Here is a 16,643-nt window from a genome sequence, read left to right as displayed (position 1 = left end):
GGTGGGGTGACGGTCAGTCAGGATACTGGATGGCTACCCGGAGGGCTTTCAGGGTAGCGACACCCTGTACCGGTTCCAGATCAACGTAGTCGAGGCCCGGCTTCAGCTTGCCCTGCCGCTGGAGTTCGGCAATAAACGGCAGGTATTCAGCGATCTCGTCGGAGTAGGTGTATACCAGCGCGATGGTGTCGGGCTGGGTGAGCCGCTCGTTCGTGTTGCGGATGTTTACCTTGTCGATGCGTTTTTTCAGCACCTCGTACCGGATGCTGTAGGAGCCTTCTACGTCGAACCGGCGTTCGTCGCGCCGGAAGCTGATGTCTACGGCCTGGGTATGCGCCAGAATCAGCTGGGTGGTTTGTAGCGGCAACGGAAGTTCGGGACGCAGCTGATGGGTAAGCCGGGCCATATCGACCATCGACTTCAGTTGCCACTGGTAGAGCTGCTGCCGAACCGTTTCGGGGAAGCTGGTGCCGGGCGCAATCGACTGGCCGGCGTAGATGCTATACTCGGTGCCGTCGGTGCGATACCGCTCGAAGTAGTGGGGAAACAGCGCCTGTAGCTCTTTTTCTTCCTGGTTGATGTAGTTGTTGACGACGTTGTTCAGCCGATCCATGGTTTGTTCATAGGCCGACAGCGCCTGATTCACGAACCCGGTTTTGGGGTCGATCTGCGCAAAATACTGGTTGATGGCTGCCGTCAGGGCCGGCTGTTCGGTTTGCAGCCGCTGTAAATACGGCGCCACTTCGTCCTGAAAAAACAGGGTAATGCTTTGCTCCTGGTCGGGCGTAAGTCCGTTGGTGAGGTGAGTCTGCCATTGGTAGCTGCTCAGCATCAGTTTGTTGTGGCGATCGCCGACGGCCGGTTGCCGAACCTGGTATAAAATCTCTTCGATCAGGCTCAGCTGATTCAGCAGGTCCTGGCGAATGGCTTTCTGCCGCTCGGCAGACGAATTTCGGATGTCGACGGCCCCATAGAACGGGTAAACCTGCGGAAAACGGATCGGCAACGGACTCGTATGGGCCGGGTCGGTGGTGGGCTGGCTTATCTCGGCCCAGGCGGTTTCGTAGAACTTCCACTCAACGGCCGGTTGCAGCGAGGTAAACTTGGTCCGGATATACGTCTCCAGCCTATCCTGAAACTGCTGGAGCTGGTAGCGGATGAGTTCCTGAATCAGCGGCAGCACCCGCTCGATATGGCCCAGCATGGTCTCGTCGAAGGCGTTGGGTTGCCGGCTTCCCATCTCCAGAACCCCCAGCATCTCTCCGCCAACCACGATCGGGTAGAGCAGAAAGCTGCGGAACCCTTTGCTGGCCAGTAGCTGATAAGCCGGTTGGGGGAGTGCACTCAGGTCGGTGACCAGGTGCGGACAGGGGTTGCAGCTCAGCTCGCTGACCATCGTTTGGGTCATGAGTTCATCGCAGTCGTCCATGCGGAGGCCCGAGAATCGCAGAAAAACGCTCCGCTCGTGATTATCGGGCAGAACGACCGGCTGTCCGTTCACTTTAGGCAGCGGCAACAACCCGATTTCGAGGCCGGGCTGACCGCAAAGGTTGCGCAGGGCCGTCTCGAAATGGGTGTAGGATTCGGGTTCGGTAGCTGAGGTAAGGTGTACAAAAACGTCGCGCAGTTGCTGAATGGACTCGGACTCGGTTACGTCTTCGACCCGAAAAAAAGAAAAGCCTTCGAAGGTAAACTCCTCCAGCGGCAGCGGCTCGACCTGGGCGGGCAGGGGCGCACTACCCCGGGCAAACTCGATCCAGGCGGGCTGAAGAGGGGGCAGCTCACCGGTAGCATACGGCTCAACGAACGATACGTTGACGTCCAGCTGGTAATATTTTGTCAGGCCGCTTACTTCCTGCTGAAACCGGAACGACAGGCCGGGACTGTACGGCATCGATACGTCGTAACATTTCTCAAGGATAAGCCGGTACAGAAACCGCTGTTTGCTGGCCGGGTCGTCATGAACGGGCGGGGTAACCAGCAGCTGAGGAAACTGGCTGATCAGCCGTTCCAGCGCGGGCGAATGATGAAAAAGCCGCAGGGGCATCGGAAGCCCAAAGGCGTACGGAACAGACTGGCTGGAGTCGGCCAGCGGCAGAACCGCCGTGGTAGCCAGCTGAAAGTAGTTGCTGAGCGTATCGGCCGGCAGCGCGTCGAGCGACTGACTCGTCAGGGTGGCTACCGGCTCAAACTGCTCGATGAGGTAGGTGTACAGCCGGGCCATACTGCCTGAACCGGCCGCCTGACGCTGGGCGTTCAGGTAGCGGAGAAACGGACGGAATGACAGCTGGTACCGGAGCGACTGCTCCCTTCGTATAGGTTCTTCAATAAGCGTTTCCATGTGAGTTGATGGAAAAAGCTGTGCTTGCCGCCGGTTGGCCGGCAAGCACAGTGTAACGGATGGTCGTGTAAAGAGGTCATCTGATTAACACGCTTTATAAGAGCTGCGTTTCACCAAACGTCAGTTGATTTCTCAGATAATCCTTCAACTGGCCGAGCGTCTGAAGCTGCCACCAGTCTTCGTCCGGAATCCGTATGCTGAAACCGGATTCTACCTGGAGTAATAAGTCGGTAATGTCGAGCGAGTCGAAGCCCAGGTCGCGGCTGAAATGAGCCTGGTCGGTCAGGGCGGTGGTGCTGATGCCGGTGTTGGTCAGGATAGTACGAAGCTGATTGTCGATTTGCTGCGATGTCATGAGTTAGCTGGGTTGTTTGGACATGAGAATGAATGAGTTCGGACTATACCGGGCGGATATAATCCGAACAAGGTCGATACGGTCAGGAAACCAGCACGTCGGCAACGGGCTCGCTCTTCTTCGAGGGGCTGAAGCGGGTGCTGAACCACTGCTGCGTCCGGTCAACGAGGTAGTAGACCATCGGTACCAGAAAGATGGTCAGCACCATGGAACTGGTTAGTCCGCCAATCAGTACCCAGGCCAGCGAGTTTTTCCATTCGGCCCCGGCTCCGCTGGCGGTGGCAATGGGAATCATACCGATAACCATGGCGATGGTCGTCATCAGAATAGGCCGTAGCCGCTCTTCGCCCGCGTGCAGGATGGCCTGCCGGAAGGGCACACCCTGCGCTTTCTGCTGGTTGGCGAAGTCGACGATCAGAATGGCGTTTTTGATAACCAGGCCAATCAGCATCAGCATCCCCAGCATGGCAAAAATACCGATGTCCGACGAGGTGAGCGCCAGGGCCAGCAACGCGCCTACTACCGCCACCGGTACCGAGAACATAACCACCAGCGGGTAGATGAAGCTATCGTAGAGCAACACCATGATGAAATAAACCAGCAGCAGCGCAGCCAGCATCGCGATCCCCAGCGACCCGAAGCCTTCGCTCTGGTTTTTGGCATCGCCCCCCCAGCTGATCGTTACCCCGGCGGGCAGCGGATTTTTGGCGAGGTCGGCCTGAATGACGCCCGTGAGCGTTCCCGATCCCGTACCGAGGGTGTTGGCCGTTACCGTTACGGACGACCGGCGGTTTTTGCGTTCCAGCAGCGAAGGGCCGTTGCTGAGCGATACGTTGGCAAACTCGGCCAGCCGCACCGTCCGGTTGGCCGCGGGGCTGTAGAAGTTGATGCGCTTCACGTCGTCGGGGTTCTTGCGGTCGAAAGCGTCCAGCATCACCCGGATGTCGTAATCTTCGCCACCGTCCCGGAAGCGGGAGTCGTCGTTACCCGCAAATGCGTTCTGCAGGGTGGCGCCAACGGTCTGGATGTTCAGACCCAGCCGGGCCATTTTTTCGCGGTCGATGTCGACCCGTACTTCGGGGTTGCCCGATTCTACGGATACGTTGACGTCGTTGGCTCCGGGGGTTCGGCGGAGCCGATTGGCCAGGTCTTCAGCAGCGGCCAGGTTCTGGTTCACATCGTCGCCACTGAGGAAAATCTCGATGGGTGCCGTACCGGAGTTGACAATACCCACCACCGATGAGTTGAATTCGATGGCCGGAAACCGCTGGGCCAGCTCCTGCCGAACGGCGATCATATAGGCTTCGGTAGGCTGCTGACCGGGCCGTTCGTCGGCGGGGGCCAGCTGTACCGTCAGCTCACTGCGGTTGGTTTCGCCCTGTCCGGTACTGTTGAGACCGGTGCTGGCGCCCCCTACGTTGGCAAAAATGGTCTGCACCTCGGGCTTTTTGCGCAGGTAATCTTCGATCGATCGCGCGGCCAGGTTATTCTGTTGCAGCGATGCGCTCTTGTCGAGCTTCATGGTGAGCAGAAACTTGCCCTGATCACCTTCGGCGACGAACTCCGACCCGATAATGCCCAGGCTCATCACCCAGCCCGTGAAGGCAAACATGGCGATCAGGATGCCCGTGAAGGCCAGCTTATGACTCAGCACCCAGTCGAGCGACCGGTGATACCAGGCCGTAAGGGCGGTCAGACCCCGCTCGAACCAGAGCAGAAACGCCTGGAAGGGGTTTTTAGGATTGAGGTGTTCGAGTTTGGCCAGCCGCGACGTCAGCCAGGGCGTCAGGGTGAAGCTGGCCAGCAGACTGACCATCGTGGCGAAGGCTACGGTCAGCGAAAACTGCCGCAGCAGATCGGCAATGACCGAGTTGACCAGCGTAATCGGCACGAACACCACCACAATAACGAGTGTAATGGCAACGGCCGCAAAGCCGATTTCCTTCATGCCGTCGAGTGTGGCCTGCCAGCGGTTCTTCCGACCCGTCGGACCGTCCATTTCGAGGTGGCGCTGAATGTTTTCCAGCACCACGATCGAGTCATCGACCAGGATACCGATTACCAGCGACAGGGCCAGCAGGGTCATCAGGTTGAGCGAGTAGCCCATGACATACATGAACAGGAAGGCCGAAATCAGCGAAGCCGGTACCGATACCATGACGATAAAGGCATTCCGGACGCTGTGCAGGAACAGCAGCATCACCACCGCCACCAGGCCAATGGCCAGAAACAGATCGTGCGTAACGGCTTCTACTGAGGCCAGGGTGAACACGCTGCTGTCGTAGGCAATGGCGAAATGAACGTTGTCGGCCTTGTTGTCTTTTTCGATCTGCGCCAGTTTTTCCTGCACGGCCCGGCTGATCTCGACGGCGTTGGCGTCAGACTGTTTCTTGATGAACAGACCGATCCCGTTCTGACCGTTGTAGCGGCTGATGCTGGTGGGTTCGGTGAGTCCGTCGGTTACGTTGGCTACATCGCCAACGCGGATGGGGCTGCCGCTGGGTCCATGCGTGGCCACAACCAGCTTCCGAACGTCGTCCAGTGAGGTGAACTTGCCCGCCAGCCGCAGGGTCATGTTTTCGGCGGTGTTTTTTACCTTACCGGTCGGGAAGTCGAGGTTGGCCTGGTTGATAGCCTGGGTGACCTGCAGCAGGGATAGCCCGTAATAGTTGAGCTTATCGTCATCGACGTTCACGCGGATTTCCCGTTTGTCGCCCCCCACCATTGCGATGTCGGCAACGCCTTTGATCTGTTGCAGCACGGGCAGGTACCGGTCTTCCATCTGCTGGTAAAACACCGCGTTCGGCTGCGACGAGGTGGCTAGGAGCTGCATGATGGGCTGGTCGCTGGGCGATATCTTCGACAGCGAGGGCTGCTGGGCATCGTCGGGCAGGTCGCTGACCATTTTGTCGATCTCGCGCTGGGCATCCTGCATGGCTGCGTCGATATCCGTACCGGGCTTGAACTGCACGATCAGGACCGACGCATTCTCGAATGACTTGGCCGTCACTTCGTCGAGGTTGTCGAGCCCCGACACGGCATCTTCAATTTTCTTGCTGACCTCGGTTTCTACTTCCGAAGGGGCCGCGCCGGGGTAAACGGTCGTCACCGTAATGGTGGGTACCGAAAATTCGGGCAGTAACTCGTAGCTCAGCAGATTATAGGAGAACAGGCCACCAATGGTCAGTACCGCAAACAGCACGATAATGAGCGAGGGGCGTTTGATGATCGTTTCAACGAAATTCATGATCGTAGATGGAAGAGTGAAAGGGCCAGCGCGCTGTGCGGGTGCCCGCTACGTTATTGAACCACTACCGGCGTGCCGTTCTGGAGGTTGATCTGACCGCTGGTAACTACCTGGCTGCCAGCCGTGAGGCCGCTGATGATTTCGTAGTAGTCATTGGTCGTAGCGCCAATTTTGACCGGCTTCAGTACCGCCTTGCCTCCTTCAACTACGTACACCTGGGGCTGCTTCTCCGACCCGACAATAGCCTGACGGGGTATGGCCAGCGTCTGGCTTTTCAGCTGGCTGGTGTTGGCTATGGAGCCATACATGCCCGCCCGCAGCGGATGGGCGGCTGAGTTACGTACGGTAATTTCGACGGGGTAGTTATGGGCCGCATCCCCTTCGGCGCTGATCATCGAGACCCGGCCCGTAAACCGAACCTGGGGATAGACCTCCGTTTCGACGGCTATCGACTGGCCCACCCGGAACTGATTGATCGATTTTTCGGGTACATCGACGACCAGCTTCAGGCTGGAGATGTCCGTTACTTTGGCAATGGGGGCACCTACCGACACAACCGAACCGCGCTCGGCCATTTTCTCCGTCACGATACCGGCAAACGGAGCCGTAACGGTGGTATTGGCCAGCTGCTTCTGAAGTTGCTTGATCTGCGCCTGGGTGGCCCGGATGCTGAGCTGAGTACGTTCCAGGTTAATGGCCGGCGTTGCGTCGCCTTTCACCAGGGTCTCATACCGTTTGAGGTCGTTCTGATACCCTTCGAGGGTTACCTGCAAGGCTTCGATCTGGTACCGGATCTGTTCGTCGTCCAGCTTGGCAATGAGTCGGCCGGCGCCTATCGTCTGCCCCTCCTCGATGGGGAGCTGAACGATCTGGCCACCCGCCTGCGGACGGATTTCGATGGTGCGGTTAGGCGAAAACGAGCCCAGAAATTCGCTGGCCTGCGTCAGATTGCGTAGTTCGGCCGTGGCTGCGCGAACGCCTACTTTCTGATCGGGATTGGGTTTGTAGACCCTGGCTTCTACAGCCTCTTTGTTGTTGAGGAGCGTCCAGGCGGTCAGGCCCAGCGTAGAGATGAGGGCCAGTACGGTTAGTATGCGTTTCATAACCTGTTTCGTTTTTGGATTGTGGTATTTGATGGTAGGGCAGTCGCAGCCACCCGGGCGGTGCTGGTCATACGGCCGGTATAAGCAAGAGAGTGCTGAAAAACGGATGAGTGAGAAACCGGGTCTGGCTTATCGGCTAACGAGGCTGCCGGTTGCTTTTTTCCAGTCCAGCTCGGCCGTGCGGAGCCTGACCAGGGTGTTGAGGTAGTTGTTCTGCGCGTCGCGGAGGGTGTTTTCGGCCTGCACCACGTCCGTAACATCGACGGTGCCTTCCTTAAACTGGAGTTGGGTCTGGGCGTAGACCCGCTCGGCCAGGGTTACCTGACTGCGGGTAGTGCTCAGGTTCTGCTGCTGAACCAGAAACTGGTTGCGGGCGTTGGCAATCTCCATCGAGATCGATTCCCGCACCTGCCGCGACTGAACATCCAGCTGCTGATTGTCGATGCGTTTCTGGCTGAGCTGGGCTTTGCGGGTCAATCCGTCGAACAGGTTCCAGTTGAGCTGAAGACCTACCCAGTAGCCTGGTACGTTTTTAAGGTAGGAGTTATCGCCCCCCACGGCAAATACCGTACTGTTGGCAACGCCGTAGGCCGTCAGGGTCGGCACGAAGCCCGCTTTGATATTCTGCTGCTCCAGGCTGTTCAGCGTTCGCTGCTGATCGAGCAGTTGCAGGTCGGTTCGGTTGATGGTGTATTCGTTGGCGGGCGCAACAGGAGTGGTTTCGTCGATGGTGGTGCGAATCGTGAGCGAATCAGTTTGCGGAATTCCTGCCAGGAACTTGAGCGTGTTGAGCAGCTGATTATACGTAGCCTGCAGCGACTCGATCTGCGTCTGGGAGGAGGTTCGGCTCAACCGCAGCCGGTCCACATCGACGCCTTTGGCCAGCTGGTTCTGGCGAAGCAGATCGGTAATACCAATCAGGCGCTCGGTAGCCGTTACGTTGCTCCGCAGAAACGCGATCTGCTGGGCCGTTGTCTGCAGATTATAATAGGTAGCCGATACGTTGTAGGCAACGTCTTCTCTGACTTTCTGGGTTTGCAGGGCCGACAGGTCGCGGCTGGCTTTGGCGGCTTTGGTGGCTATCAGCAGCGACTGGTTGTAGAGCGGCTGAACGGCCTGTACGGTTGTCGACAGGTTATAGGGCAGACCAAACGCCAGCACCTGATACGTACCGTCCGGACCGCCAAAGGCCGATGCGGGCACAACCTGCCCCGGAATTTTCAGGTACCGTTTGTAGTCGCCGGCCAGGTTCACCTGGGGGCGGGCGCCGGCTTTCACTTCAGCAATCCGGGCCTCTGTTCTAACCTCGTCGAGCCGCGCCGACTGAACCGAAAAGCTGCTGGTCTGGGCTTTGGCCAGGAGTTGATCGAGGGTGTACTCCTGAGCCCGAACAGACGAGCCAGCGGCCAGCAGCGCAACGGGGAGCCACCACCGGGCCAGTCGTCGGGATTTTGATTCTGTTTTAAACATGGCGTATAATTAATCGTTTTAAAAGTTTGTTTAAAATTAGGGCAAAAAAAAGGCTAGGCCTTTTCTGATTCGAATAAGTAGTTGGTTACCATATCGATAACGAGGTTCTTGTGTGCGTCGGCAAACTTCGTAAACTCGTCTTCGGTCATGTTCCAGATTTGCGTGGTCATGGGTTTGCTCACGAACAGGAAATGGATGTTGGATACCATCATGGTCATGAGGTGCATGGAACTGATGGGTCGAATGGTACCCTGTCTCACTTCCCGCTGAACCTGTTCGTCCAGCATCGAGTGGTGAAGGACTTTCTGTAAGCCAATCATTTTGCCCATCCGCTCCGGGTTCCGGTGTACCTCGTTGAGGATGAAGTTGATCAGGCGGGGATTTTCGCGCAGCATCCGGAAGTCATGCTCGATCAGTTCGGCAATTTTCTCGCGCAGGCTGATCGGCTTGTTCAGAATGGCCGACATGCCGGTAAAGAAGAACTCGGTAATCTCCTCGAAAATGGTGACAAACAGCTTTTCCTTGCTTCGGAAGTAATAGTTGGTCAGGGCAATGTTGATCCCGGCGGCTTCGGCAATATCGCGCGAAGTGGCCCCGTCGAATCCCTTCTCCAGGAATACCTGCCGGGCAGCTTCCTTGATACGCTCTTCGGTAGACTGGGATGGGAAACAGTTCATTGCTTTTTTCATTGGGCAGTCAAAAGTATGTGTTAGTCAAACAACGCGCAAGAAGATTGAATAGTTTTTTTAAACAAACATTTAAAATCTTGATTTTGGCTAATTAATACCCGGTAAACCAACAAAATAGGGGTCATAAAGTAGCTATTTCCTAATTCTTTTAACCCTGAAGTTGCCCGTCTTCCATTGAATCGACAAACCCCGTACCTTGCCGGTCCGTTGTTGATGCCAAACCTGGCCGCAGGAACGGTAGCCCGACTGTCAGACAATCTCCTGACGGGCTTTGGCGCACTATGTATCGTTAATCATAGCTTATTTATATGTATCCGCTTACGTTCGAAACTATTTTCAAAGACAAAATCTGGGGTGGTCAGAAAATTAAAACGGTTTTGGGGAAAGACTTTTCGCCCCTGCCCAACTGCGGAGAAACCTGGGAGGTGTCCGACGTTGAAGGCAACGTATCGGTTGTTCGGGAGGGCGCGCTGAAAGGAAAATCGCTGCGCGAACTGGTGCAGCAGTATAAAGGAGAACTGGTAGGGCAGCGCGTATACGAACAGTATGGCGACCGGTTTCCGTTGCTGATCAAATTCATCGACGCCAACGACGACCTGTCTATTCAGGTACACCCTGACGATAAGCTGGCTGAGCAGCGCGGGAGCGGCTACGGCAAAACCGAAATGTGGTACATCATCCAGGCCGACGAAGGGGCCAGGCTCAACTCGGGTTTTAACCGGGAGGTCAGCCAGGAAGAATACGTAAAAGCCGTTGCCGATAATACCATTCAGGACCTGCTGAACATCGAAGAAGCCCAGGCCGGCGATGTATTTTTCCTGCCCGCAGGCCGGGTCCACTACATTGGGAAAGGACTGCTGCTGGCCGAAATTCAGCAAACCTCCGATACGACCTACCGCATCTACGACTTTGACCGGGTCGATGCCACAACCGGCCAGAAACGGGAGCTCCATACCGAACTCGCCGTCGATGCCATCGACTACCACCATTACGACCAGTACAAGACCGCCTACGAGCGCAAGCAGAACGAGAGCGTCAACGCCGTTAAAAGCGACTATTTCGTCACGAACGTGCTGAACTTCACCCAGGAAGTCGAGCACGACTATACCCACCTCGACTCGTTCGTTGTCCTGATCTGCGTATCGGGCGGGCTGACCGTCAATGCACCCGGAGGCTATAGCGTTTCGCTCAAAATGGGGCAGTGTGTGCTGATTCCGGCTTCGGTCCGGAACGTTACGCTCGTCCCCGACGGCGACATGACCGTGCTGGAAACGTACGTACCCTAACGGCGCCGGACACCCTCAGGTAGTCCTTCCTGACCGGGACAGTCATTCGTGCTCATTCAGTAGTTTACGGGCAATCGCTACTTAATGACCACGAATGACTGTTAATTCATTTTGGTAATGAACCTAAATCTTCAGGATAAAATCATCCTCGTTACGGGCGGGGCGAAAGGAATAGGCGAAGGCATTAGCCGGGTGCTGGCAGCCGAAGGCGCCATTCCGGTCATCATTGGCCGCAACGAAGCCGACAACCTCAAAATGGTAGATGCCCTGCGGGCTGATGGCGGTCAGGCCCATCAGTTTGCGGCCGAGCTCAGCCGACCCGATGACTGTCGGCGGGCGGTAGAGCAGGTCCTGGCTCAGTACGGCCGGATCGATGGGGTTGTTAACAACGCCGGGGTCAATGACGGCGTCAGTCTGGAGAACGGCTCGTACGAGGCTTTTATGAAATCGCTCCACAGCAACCTGGTCCACTATTATTTGATTGTTCATCATGCGCTACCCGCGCTGAAAGCTTCTAAAGGGGCCATTGTCAATATAGGCTCGAAAGTGGCGGAAACGGGGCAGGGGGGCACCTCGGCCTATGCCGCTGCCAACGGTGGCCGAAACGCACTCACCCGCGAATGGGCCGTTGAGCTACTCCCGTACGGCATCCGGGTCAACTGCGTAGTTGTGGCCGAAAGCTGGACACCCCTCTACGCCAACTGGATCAAAACCCTGCCCGATCCGGATAAGAAGCTGCAACAGATCGTTTCGAAGATTCCGCTGGAGCGACGGATGACAACCACCGAAGAGATTGCCAACGCGGTGGCGTTCCTGCTTTCGGACCGGTCGAGCCACACCACCGGCCAGCTCATCCACGTCGACGGTGGCTATACGCACCTGGATCGGGCTATTACCGACTAACGGCCGGGCTACGGCGTTTGTCAAAAACCGACCTATATTTGACTGTTTCTGTCGGCTTCGGGCGGCTCTCGCTGCCGGGTCGGCGCTCCTGCTTTCTGTATTTCTAAACCCTACCCAATGGCACTCGGACCTTCAACCGAAAACGTTACCCTGAAACCTGGTCAGGCTACCGGTAATTACAAAATTGCGTTTGCGCTGGTCACCAGTTTGTTTTTCCTGTGGGGCCTGGCCAACAGTCTCAACGGATCGCTGATCAAGCAGTTTCAGATTGCGCTCGATCTGAACCGCTTTCAGGCTGGCATTGTCGATTTCGCCTTCTACCTCGGCTATTTCTTCATGGCCTTACCCGCCGGTTATGTCATGCGTCGATTTGGCTACAAGCGGGGTATCCTGTTCGGTTTGCTGCTCTACGGGGGCGGAGCCTTTCTGTTCTACCCGGCCGCCGAGGTACGGGTATACGGCTTTTTCCTGTTCGCCCTGTTTACCATGGCCTGCGGAATTGCCTTTCTCGAAACGGCCGCCAACCTCTACGTAACCGTACTCGGCGATCCGACCAAGGCCGAATGGCGGCTCAATTTTTCGCAGTCGTTCAACGGCATCAGCATCATTCTGGGACCGATTATCGGGGCGCTGTTTATCTTCTCGAAAACGGAGTACACCCCCGAAATGCTCACCGCCATGGACTCGGCCCAGGCCGAAGCCATTCGGGTGCAGGAAGCGCTCTCGGTGCAGGGCCCCTATCTGGCCATCGGGCTGATCATTGCACTCGTTACCATTCTGTTTGCGATCACCAAAATGCCGGAGGTCGGTGCTGAAGAAGAGCAGGCGGCTGGTAAGATTCCGATTTTCAGCGTACTGCGGCATCGGCAGCTGGCGCTGGGCGTCATTGCTCAGTTCGTAAACGTAGGGGCTCAGGCTACGCTCTGGGGCTATTTCGTCGATCTGAAGCTAGACTTCTCCCGCGATGGGCACTGGGCGCTGGCCGAGGGCTACATGAACGGCATCAACACCCTGACCGGGGGCGCATCGGGTGATCTGTCGCCGACCCAGGTGGCCGGTTTTCACGCGTCGTTTGCCCTGCTGCTGTTCATGCTCGGCCGGTTCGTCGGTACATCGATGATGACGCGTATCCGGCCCAACCAGGTGCTGGCCCTGTTCTCGGCGGGTTCGGTACTGATGGTCATTCTGGCCATGGTGTCGGGCGGGCTGACGGCCGTTATCGCGCTGAGTTTCACGTATTTCTTCCAGAGTATCATGTTCCCGACCATCTTCGCGCTGGCTACCAAGAACCTGGGAGCCGAGTCGAAAATTGCGTCGTCGCTCGTGATTATGAGCATTGTGGGCGGGGCACTGCTGCCGCTGGTTGCCGGGGCGCTGTTTGCCAAAGGAGCCGTTTACGCGCTGATCGTGCCGCTGGTTTGTTTTTCGTACATCGTCTTCTACGCTCTGCAGGGGTATCAGGCGCGGGCATCGGAGGTTGAACACGCCCCCATCGTTTAGTGGCCATGCGATACGCTCTTGCTCTAGACCTGAAAGATGACCCGGCGCTGATTGCCGAATACGAACGCTACCACGAGCAAATCTGGCCCGATATCGAAGCCAGTATCCGCGAGTCGGGCATAACGGCCATGGAGATCTACCGGGTCGGGAACCGGCTGTTCATGCTGATGGAAACCAATGATTCGTTCTCCTTCGATGCCAAAGCCGCAGCCGATGCGGCTAACCCCATCGTACAGAAGTGGGAAGACCTCATGTGGACCTACCAGCAGGCGCTGCCCATGGCGCAGCCCGGTGAGAAGTGGCTGTTGATGAACAAAATTTTTAGTCTGTAAGGCTGGCCTGCCGGGTTCGGTCGCAACAAACGATTTCTTCCGGGCCCGGAGGTTCGGCACTACGGTATGAACGTTGCTCTATTCATTCCCTGCTACGTTGACCAGTTCTACCCGCAGGTAGGCATCGCTACGCTGCAGCTTCTGGAGCGGCTGGGGGTGCAGGCTGTCTTCCCCATGGAGCAGACCTGCTGTGGACAACCCATGGCCAACGCAGGTTGCGAAGCCGATTCGATTCCGGTCTACCACAACTACGTACGGACCTTTGCCGATTTCGATTACATCGTTGCGCCATCGGGTAGCTGCGTTTACCACGTCCGAAAGCATTTCAACATCATTGAGCAGACGCCCGCCGTAAAGCACGTTCGGGAGCGCACGTATGAACTGGTGCAGTTCCTGACCGAGGTGCTCGGTATCACGAGTATCAACGCTGAATTTCCGTACCGGGTGGGTCTGCACCAGAGTTGCCACGGTCAGCGGGGCCTGCGCCTGGCCAGTGATTCGGAGATGTCGCCGAGTCGCGATGGTCATCTGAGCCGCTTGTTGAAGCAGGTTCGGGGGTTGGAGCTGGTCGAGCTGGATCGGTATGATGAGTGCTGTGGTTTTGGGGGAGCGTTCTGCGTGTCAGAGGCCGCTGTGTCGGCCCGGATGGGGCAGGATCGTGTGTCGGATCATGTCAAAAACGGAGCCCAGGTGATTACCGGTGGCGATGTGTCCTGCCTGATGCATCTGGAAGGAATTGTCCGGCGTCAGAAGCTTCCTCTGCGGGTGATGCATGTCGCCGAGATATTAACGGCCACTACATAATTGATGGTTGATACCGTGTCGCCCCGCTGGGACTTTGTGTCGGATTTCTGTCCTGGAAGCTACTGACATACCGCACCTACGGCGGTAGAGGGGTGAGGTTATTAACACATTGTTTCATCGAGTCTGGGCGGTGCGTCATATCGCTGGCCCCACCTAAGCCAATCCGCTTTCGTAGCCCCAGGGGCGCCATGTCGATAGCCCTGTCCTGCCTAATCCTTCTCTGTAGCCCCGGCGGTGCGTCTGTCTATAAACTCACCTGCATTGGTTCACCACCTTTATCCTTGGCGGGGCAATGCCTCTTTACCGGCTTCCGAACAAACTCCTGCAAAATTTGCCATAAAAAAGACTAGTTTATTTGACTATATGTAAAATTTACTTTACCATTGCATGGTCAAACAAACTTTACATTTATATGAATACAAAATGGCTTTTTCCGCATCAATACCGGTTAGCTGGCTGGCTGATCGTGGTTCCATCAGTTATATTGGGACTTTTTGTTTTATATGGTGAGTATACTATCGACTGGTTATCCATAGGTTCGCCTACTGCCTTATTACCTGGTAACTTTACGGATGAAATAGCCAGTCTAGGAAGTATTGTGGGCTTATTGCTGATTGCTTTTTCTCGGGAGAAAATTGAGGACGAGCGAACTGGCAGGCTACGGCTCGAAGCCTTGCAATGGAGTGTGTATATAAACTATCTCATTTTGGTTGTCGCCATTATAGTCACGTACGACGGGGTATTTTTTAGCATGATGATCTATAACATGTTTACCGTATTGCTGGTATTCATCGGTCGTTTTCGCTGGCTTACCCATCGCGATACCCAGCAGTTGACCGCATGAAGAACCGTCTGAAAGTATGCCGCGCTGAAAATAATCTCTCTCAGGCCGACCTGGCTGATCGAATTGGGGTGAGCCGTCAAACTATAAACTCGATTGAAACGAGCCGGTACGTGCCATCCACCATTCTGGCGTTGAAGCTGGCTCACGTATTCCAAAAGCCGGTAGAAGCGTTATTTGAATTAGACGAAACCGATTAAGCAGGTGCCTGGGTCCTGAACCGCGCAGCAAAGCTGTTACTCGACGAGCCTGTTTAACTGACAATCGGGCCGGGAAATGCGGTTGCTTTGCCGTAATTTTGGGTAAGCCCGGCCCAGGCGACTGGAGCGCAGACCGGCAGCGAACCAGCGAAACTATCTTTTTGCAGAACCCTACTCACATGACGCACGCTCAGGCAGCCAAACGATTTACGGCCGACGTTGACCGCACCACCTGGCATGATGGCGCGCTCTGGTTTGTACGCCAGAAACGCGACCGTATGGCCTATTCGTTGCCCGAATGGGAGGAGTTGCGTGAGCTGGCTTCGCAGATCAAGAATCATACGCTCAGCCGGTTAGACGAGTACCTGGAGGAGTTTGAGCGGAATGCGACGGCTAACGGGATTCGGGTCCATTGGGCGGCCAATGCACAGGAGCACAATGAGATCGTGTTGCAGATCATTCGCCAGCATAACGGAAAGCGCCTGGTCAAGAGCAAATCCATGCTGACCGAAGAGTGTCATCTGAACCCGTTTCTGATCAAAGAAGGAATAGAGGTAGTCGACACCGATCTGGGCGAACGAATTATTCAGTTCAACGACGAGCCACCGAGCCATATCGTACTGCCTGCTATCCATCTCAAGAAGGAAGATGTGGGTCAGATTTTTCACAAGCACCTCGGCACGCCCGAGGGCGCCAGCGATCCGCAATTTCTGACCGAAACCGCCCGTCAGCACCTGCGCGGGCATTTTGTGGCGGCTGACGTAGCGCTGTCGGGGGTTAACTTCGCCATTGCCGAAACGGGCGGGTTTGTCGTATGTACCAACGAGGGTAATGCCGACCTGGGCGTTACGCTGGCTCCGGTTCATATTGCCAGCATGGGCATCGAGAAGATGATTCCCCGGCTCGACCACCTCGGCGTATACACGCGCCTGCTGGCCCGCTCGGCCACGGGGCAACTGTCAACGACCTACACCAGCCATTTTCACCGGCCCCGCCCCGGCCAGGAACTGCACGTCATCATCGTAGATAACGGGCGGGTAGAGCAGCTGGGCCGGCCGGATTTTAGGGCGTCGCTGAAGTGTATCCGGTGCGGTGCCTGTATGAACACCTGTCCGGTTTACCGGCGGAGTGGCGGCCATAGTTACGACTATACAGTACCGGGCCCGATCGGGTCGATTCTGTCGCCGAATGTCGACCTGAAAAAGCACAGTACCCTTCCGTTTGCCAGTACGCTCTGCGGCTCATGCTCCGATGTGTGTCCGGTCAAAATCGATATTCACGTTCAGCTCTATAAATGGCGGCAGATCATTGGCAGCCAGAAAGCCATGCCCGCTGGTAAACGGGTCGGCATGCAGCTCCTGGCCAAAGTGCTGGCCCGCCCCCGGCTCTATGCCCGGCTGGGACGGGTGGCGCGCCGGATGCTGGCCAGCACGCCCTCCGCGCTGACGCATAACGGTACCATCAACCCCTGGGCCATTGCCCGCGAAATGCCCGAGCCACCGAAGCAGAGTTTCCGCGAGTGGTACGCGGCCAATCAGAAATAAGAAGCTCCATTACCCCGGATACAACGCG

14 protein-coding genes are annotated in these 16,643 nt (G+C 56.5%); 8 read left to right on the top strand and 6 right to left on the bottom strand.

What is annotated here, in order from left to right; all coding sequences use genetic code 11:
- Positions 1–13: 13 nt before the first annotated feature.
- The 6 genes from EQG79_RS21015 to EQG79_RS20990 all read right to left on the bottom strand — a co-directional run bounded on the left by EQG79_RS21015 (position 14) and on the right by EQG79_RS20990 (position 9,205).
- The gene (locus EQG79_RS21015) at positions 14–2,341 is read right to left on the bottom strand and encodes a GAF domain-containing protein (protein ID WP_129603742.1); all 2,328 of its coding nucleotides are present in this window, start codon (positions 2,339–2,341) and stop codon (positions 14–16) included.
- A 94-nt stretch (positions 2,342–2,435) separates the two neighbouring features.
- Complete coding sequence (locus tag EQG79_RS21010; protein WP_077921225.1) at positions 2,436–2,696, bottom strand: acyl carrier protein; 261 nt, start codon at positions 2,694–2,696, stop codon at positions 2,436–2,438.
- An 82-nt stretch (positions 2,697–2,778) separates the two neighbouring features.
- Complete coding sequence (locus EQG79_RS21005; RefSeq protein ID WP_129603739.1) at positions 2,779–5,943, bottom strand: efflux RND transporter permease subunit; 3,165 nt, start codon at positions 5,941–5,943, stop codon at positions 2,779–2,781.
- 53 nt (positions 5,944–5,996) lie between these two features.
- Complete coding sequence (locus tag EQG79_RS21000; RefSeq protein ID WP_077921223.1) at positions 5,997–7,046, bottom strand: efflux RND transporter periplasmic adaptor subunit; 1,050 nt, start codon at positions 7,044–7,046, stop codon at positions 5,997–5,999.
- A gap of 129 nt (positions 7,047–7,175) precedes the next feature.
- Complete coding sequence (locus EQG79_RS20995) at positions 7,176–8,516, bottom strand: TolC family protein (RefSeq protein ID WP_077921222.1); 1,341 nt, start codon at positions 8,514–8,516, stop codon at positions 7,176–7,178.
- A 53-nt stretch (positions 8,517–8,569) separates the two neighbouring features.
- Positions 8,570–9,205 (bottom strand): TetR/AcrR family transcriptional regulator, encoded by a 636-nt coding sequence (locus EQG79_RS20990; RefSeq protein WP_077921221.1) that lies wholly within the window; start codon positions 9,203–9,205, stop codon positions 8,570–8,572.
- A 308-nt stretch (positions 9,206–9,513) separates the two neighbouring features.
- Here EQG79_RS20990 and EQG79_RS20985 point away from each other — a divergent pair, with 308 nt between their 5' ends.
- The 8 genes from EQG79_RS20985 (at position 9,514) to EQG79_RS20950 (ending at position 16,615) form a co-directional block, all read left to right on the top strand.
- Positions 9,514–10,491: a type I phosphomannose isomerase catalytic subunit gene (locus EQG79_RS20985; RefSeq protein WP_129603735.1), complete on the top strand. Its 978-nt coding sequence runs from the start codon at positions 9,514–9,516 to the stop codon at positions 10,489–10,491.
- Positions 10,492–10,608: 117 nt separating this feature from the next.
- Positions 10,609–11,394 (top strand): L-fucose dehydrogenase, encoded by a 786-nt coding sequence (locus tag EQG79_RS20980; protein WP_077921219.1) that lies wholly within the window; start codon positions 10,609–10,611, stop codon positions 11,392–11,394.
- A gap of 117 nt (positions 11,395–11,511) precedes the next feature.
- Positions 11,512–12,894: an L-fucose:H+ symporter permease gene (fucP, locus tag EQG79_RS20975; RefSeq protein ID WP_129603732.1), complete on the top strand. Its 1,383-nt coding sequence runs from the start codon at positions 11,512–11,514 to the stop codon at positions 12,892–12,894.
- Positions 12,895–12,899: 5 nt separating this feature from the next.
- Positions 12,900–13,226, top strand: coding sequence for an L-rhamnose mutarotase (locus tag EQG79_RS20970; RefSeq protein ID WP_077921217.1), 327 nt, complete (start codon positions 12,900–12,902; stop codon positions 13,224–13,226).
- A gap of 66 nt (positions 13,227–13,292) precedes the next feature.
- Positions 13,293–14,030, top strand: a complete 738-nt coding sequence (locus EQG79_RS20965) for a (Fe-S)-binding protein (RefSeq protein ID WP_077921216.1) — start codon at positions 13,293–13,295, stop codon at positions 14,028–14,030.
- A 412-nt stretch (positions 14,031–14,442) separates the two neighbouring features.
- Positions 14,443–14,874 (top strand): hypothetical protein, encoded by a 432-nt coding sequence (locus EQG79_RS20960; protein ID WP_077921215.1) that lies wholly within the window; start codon positions 14,443–14,445, stop codon positions 14,872–14,874.
- Complete coding sequence (locus tag EQG79_RS20955) at positions 14,871–15,071, top strand: helix-turn-helix transcriptional regulator (RefSeq protein WP_077921214.1); 201 nt, start codon at positions 14,871–14,873, stop codon at positions 15,069–15,071. The genes EQG79_RS20960 and EQG79_RS20955 overlap by 4 nt, the downstream gene beginning before the upstream one ends.
- Positions 15,072–15,250: 179 nt before the next feature.
- Positions 15,251–16,615, top strand: a complete 1,365-nt coding sequence (locus EQG79_RS20950; RefSeq protein WP_077921213.1) for a lactate utilization protein B — start codon at positions 15,251–15,253, stop codon at positions 16,613–16,615.
- Positions 16,616–16,643 lie beyond the last annotated feature (28 nt).

This window comes from Spirosoma sordidisoli (assembly GCF_004138325.1).
GTDB lineage: Bacteria > Bacteroidota > Bacteroidia > Cytophagales > Spirosomataceae > Spirosoma > Spirosoma sordidisoli.
Note: the sequence above shows the minus strand (reverse complement) of the source record. Positions and strands in the feature narration are given on the sequence as shown.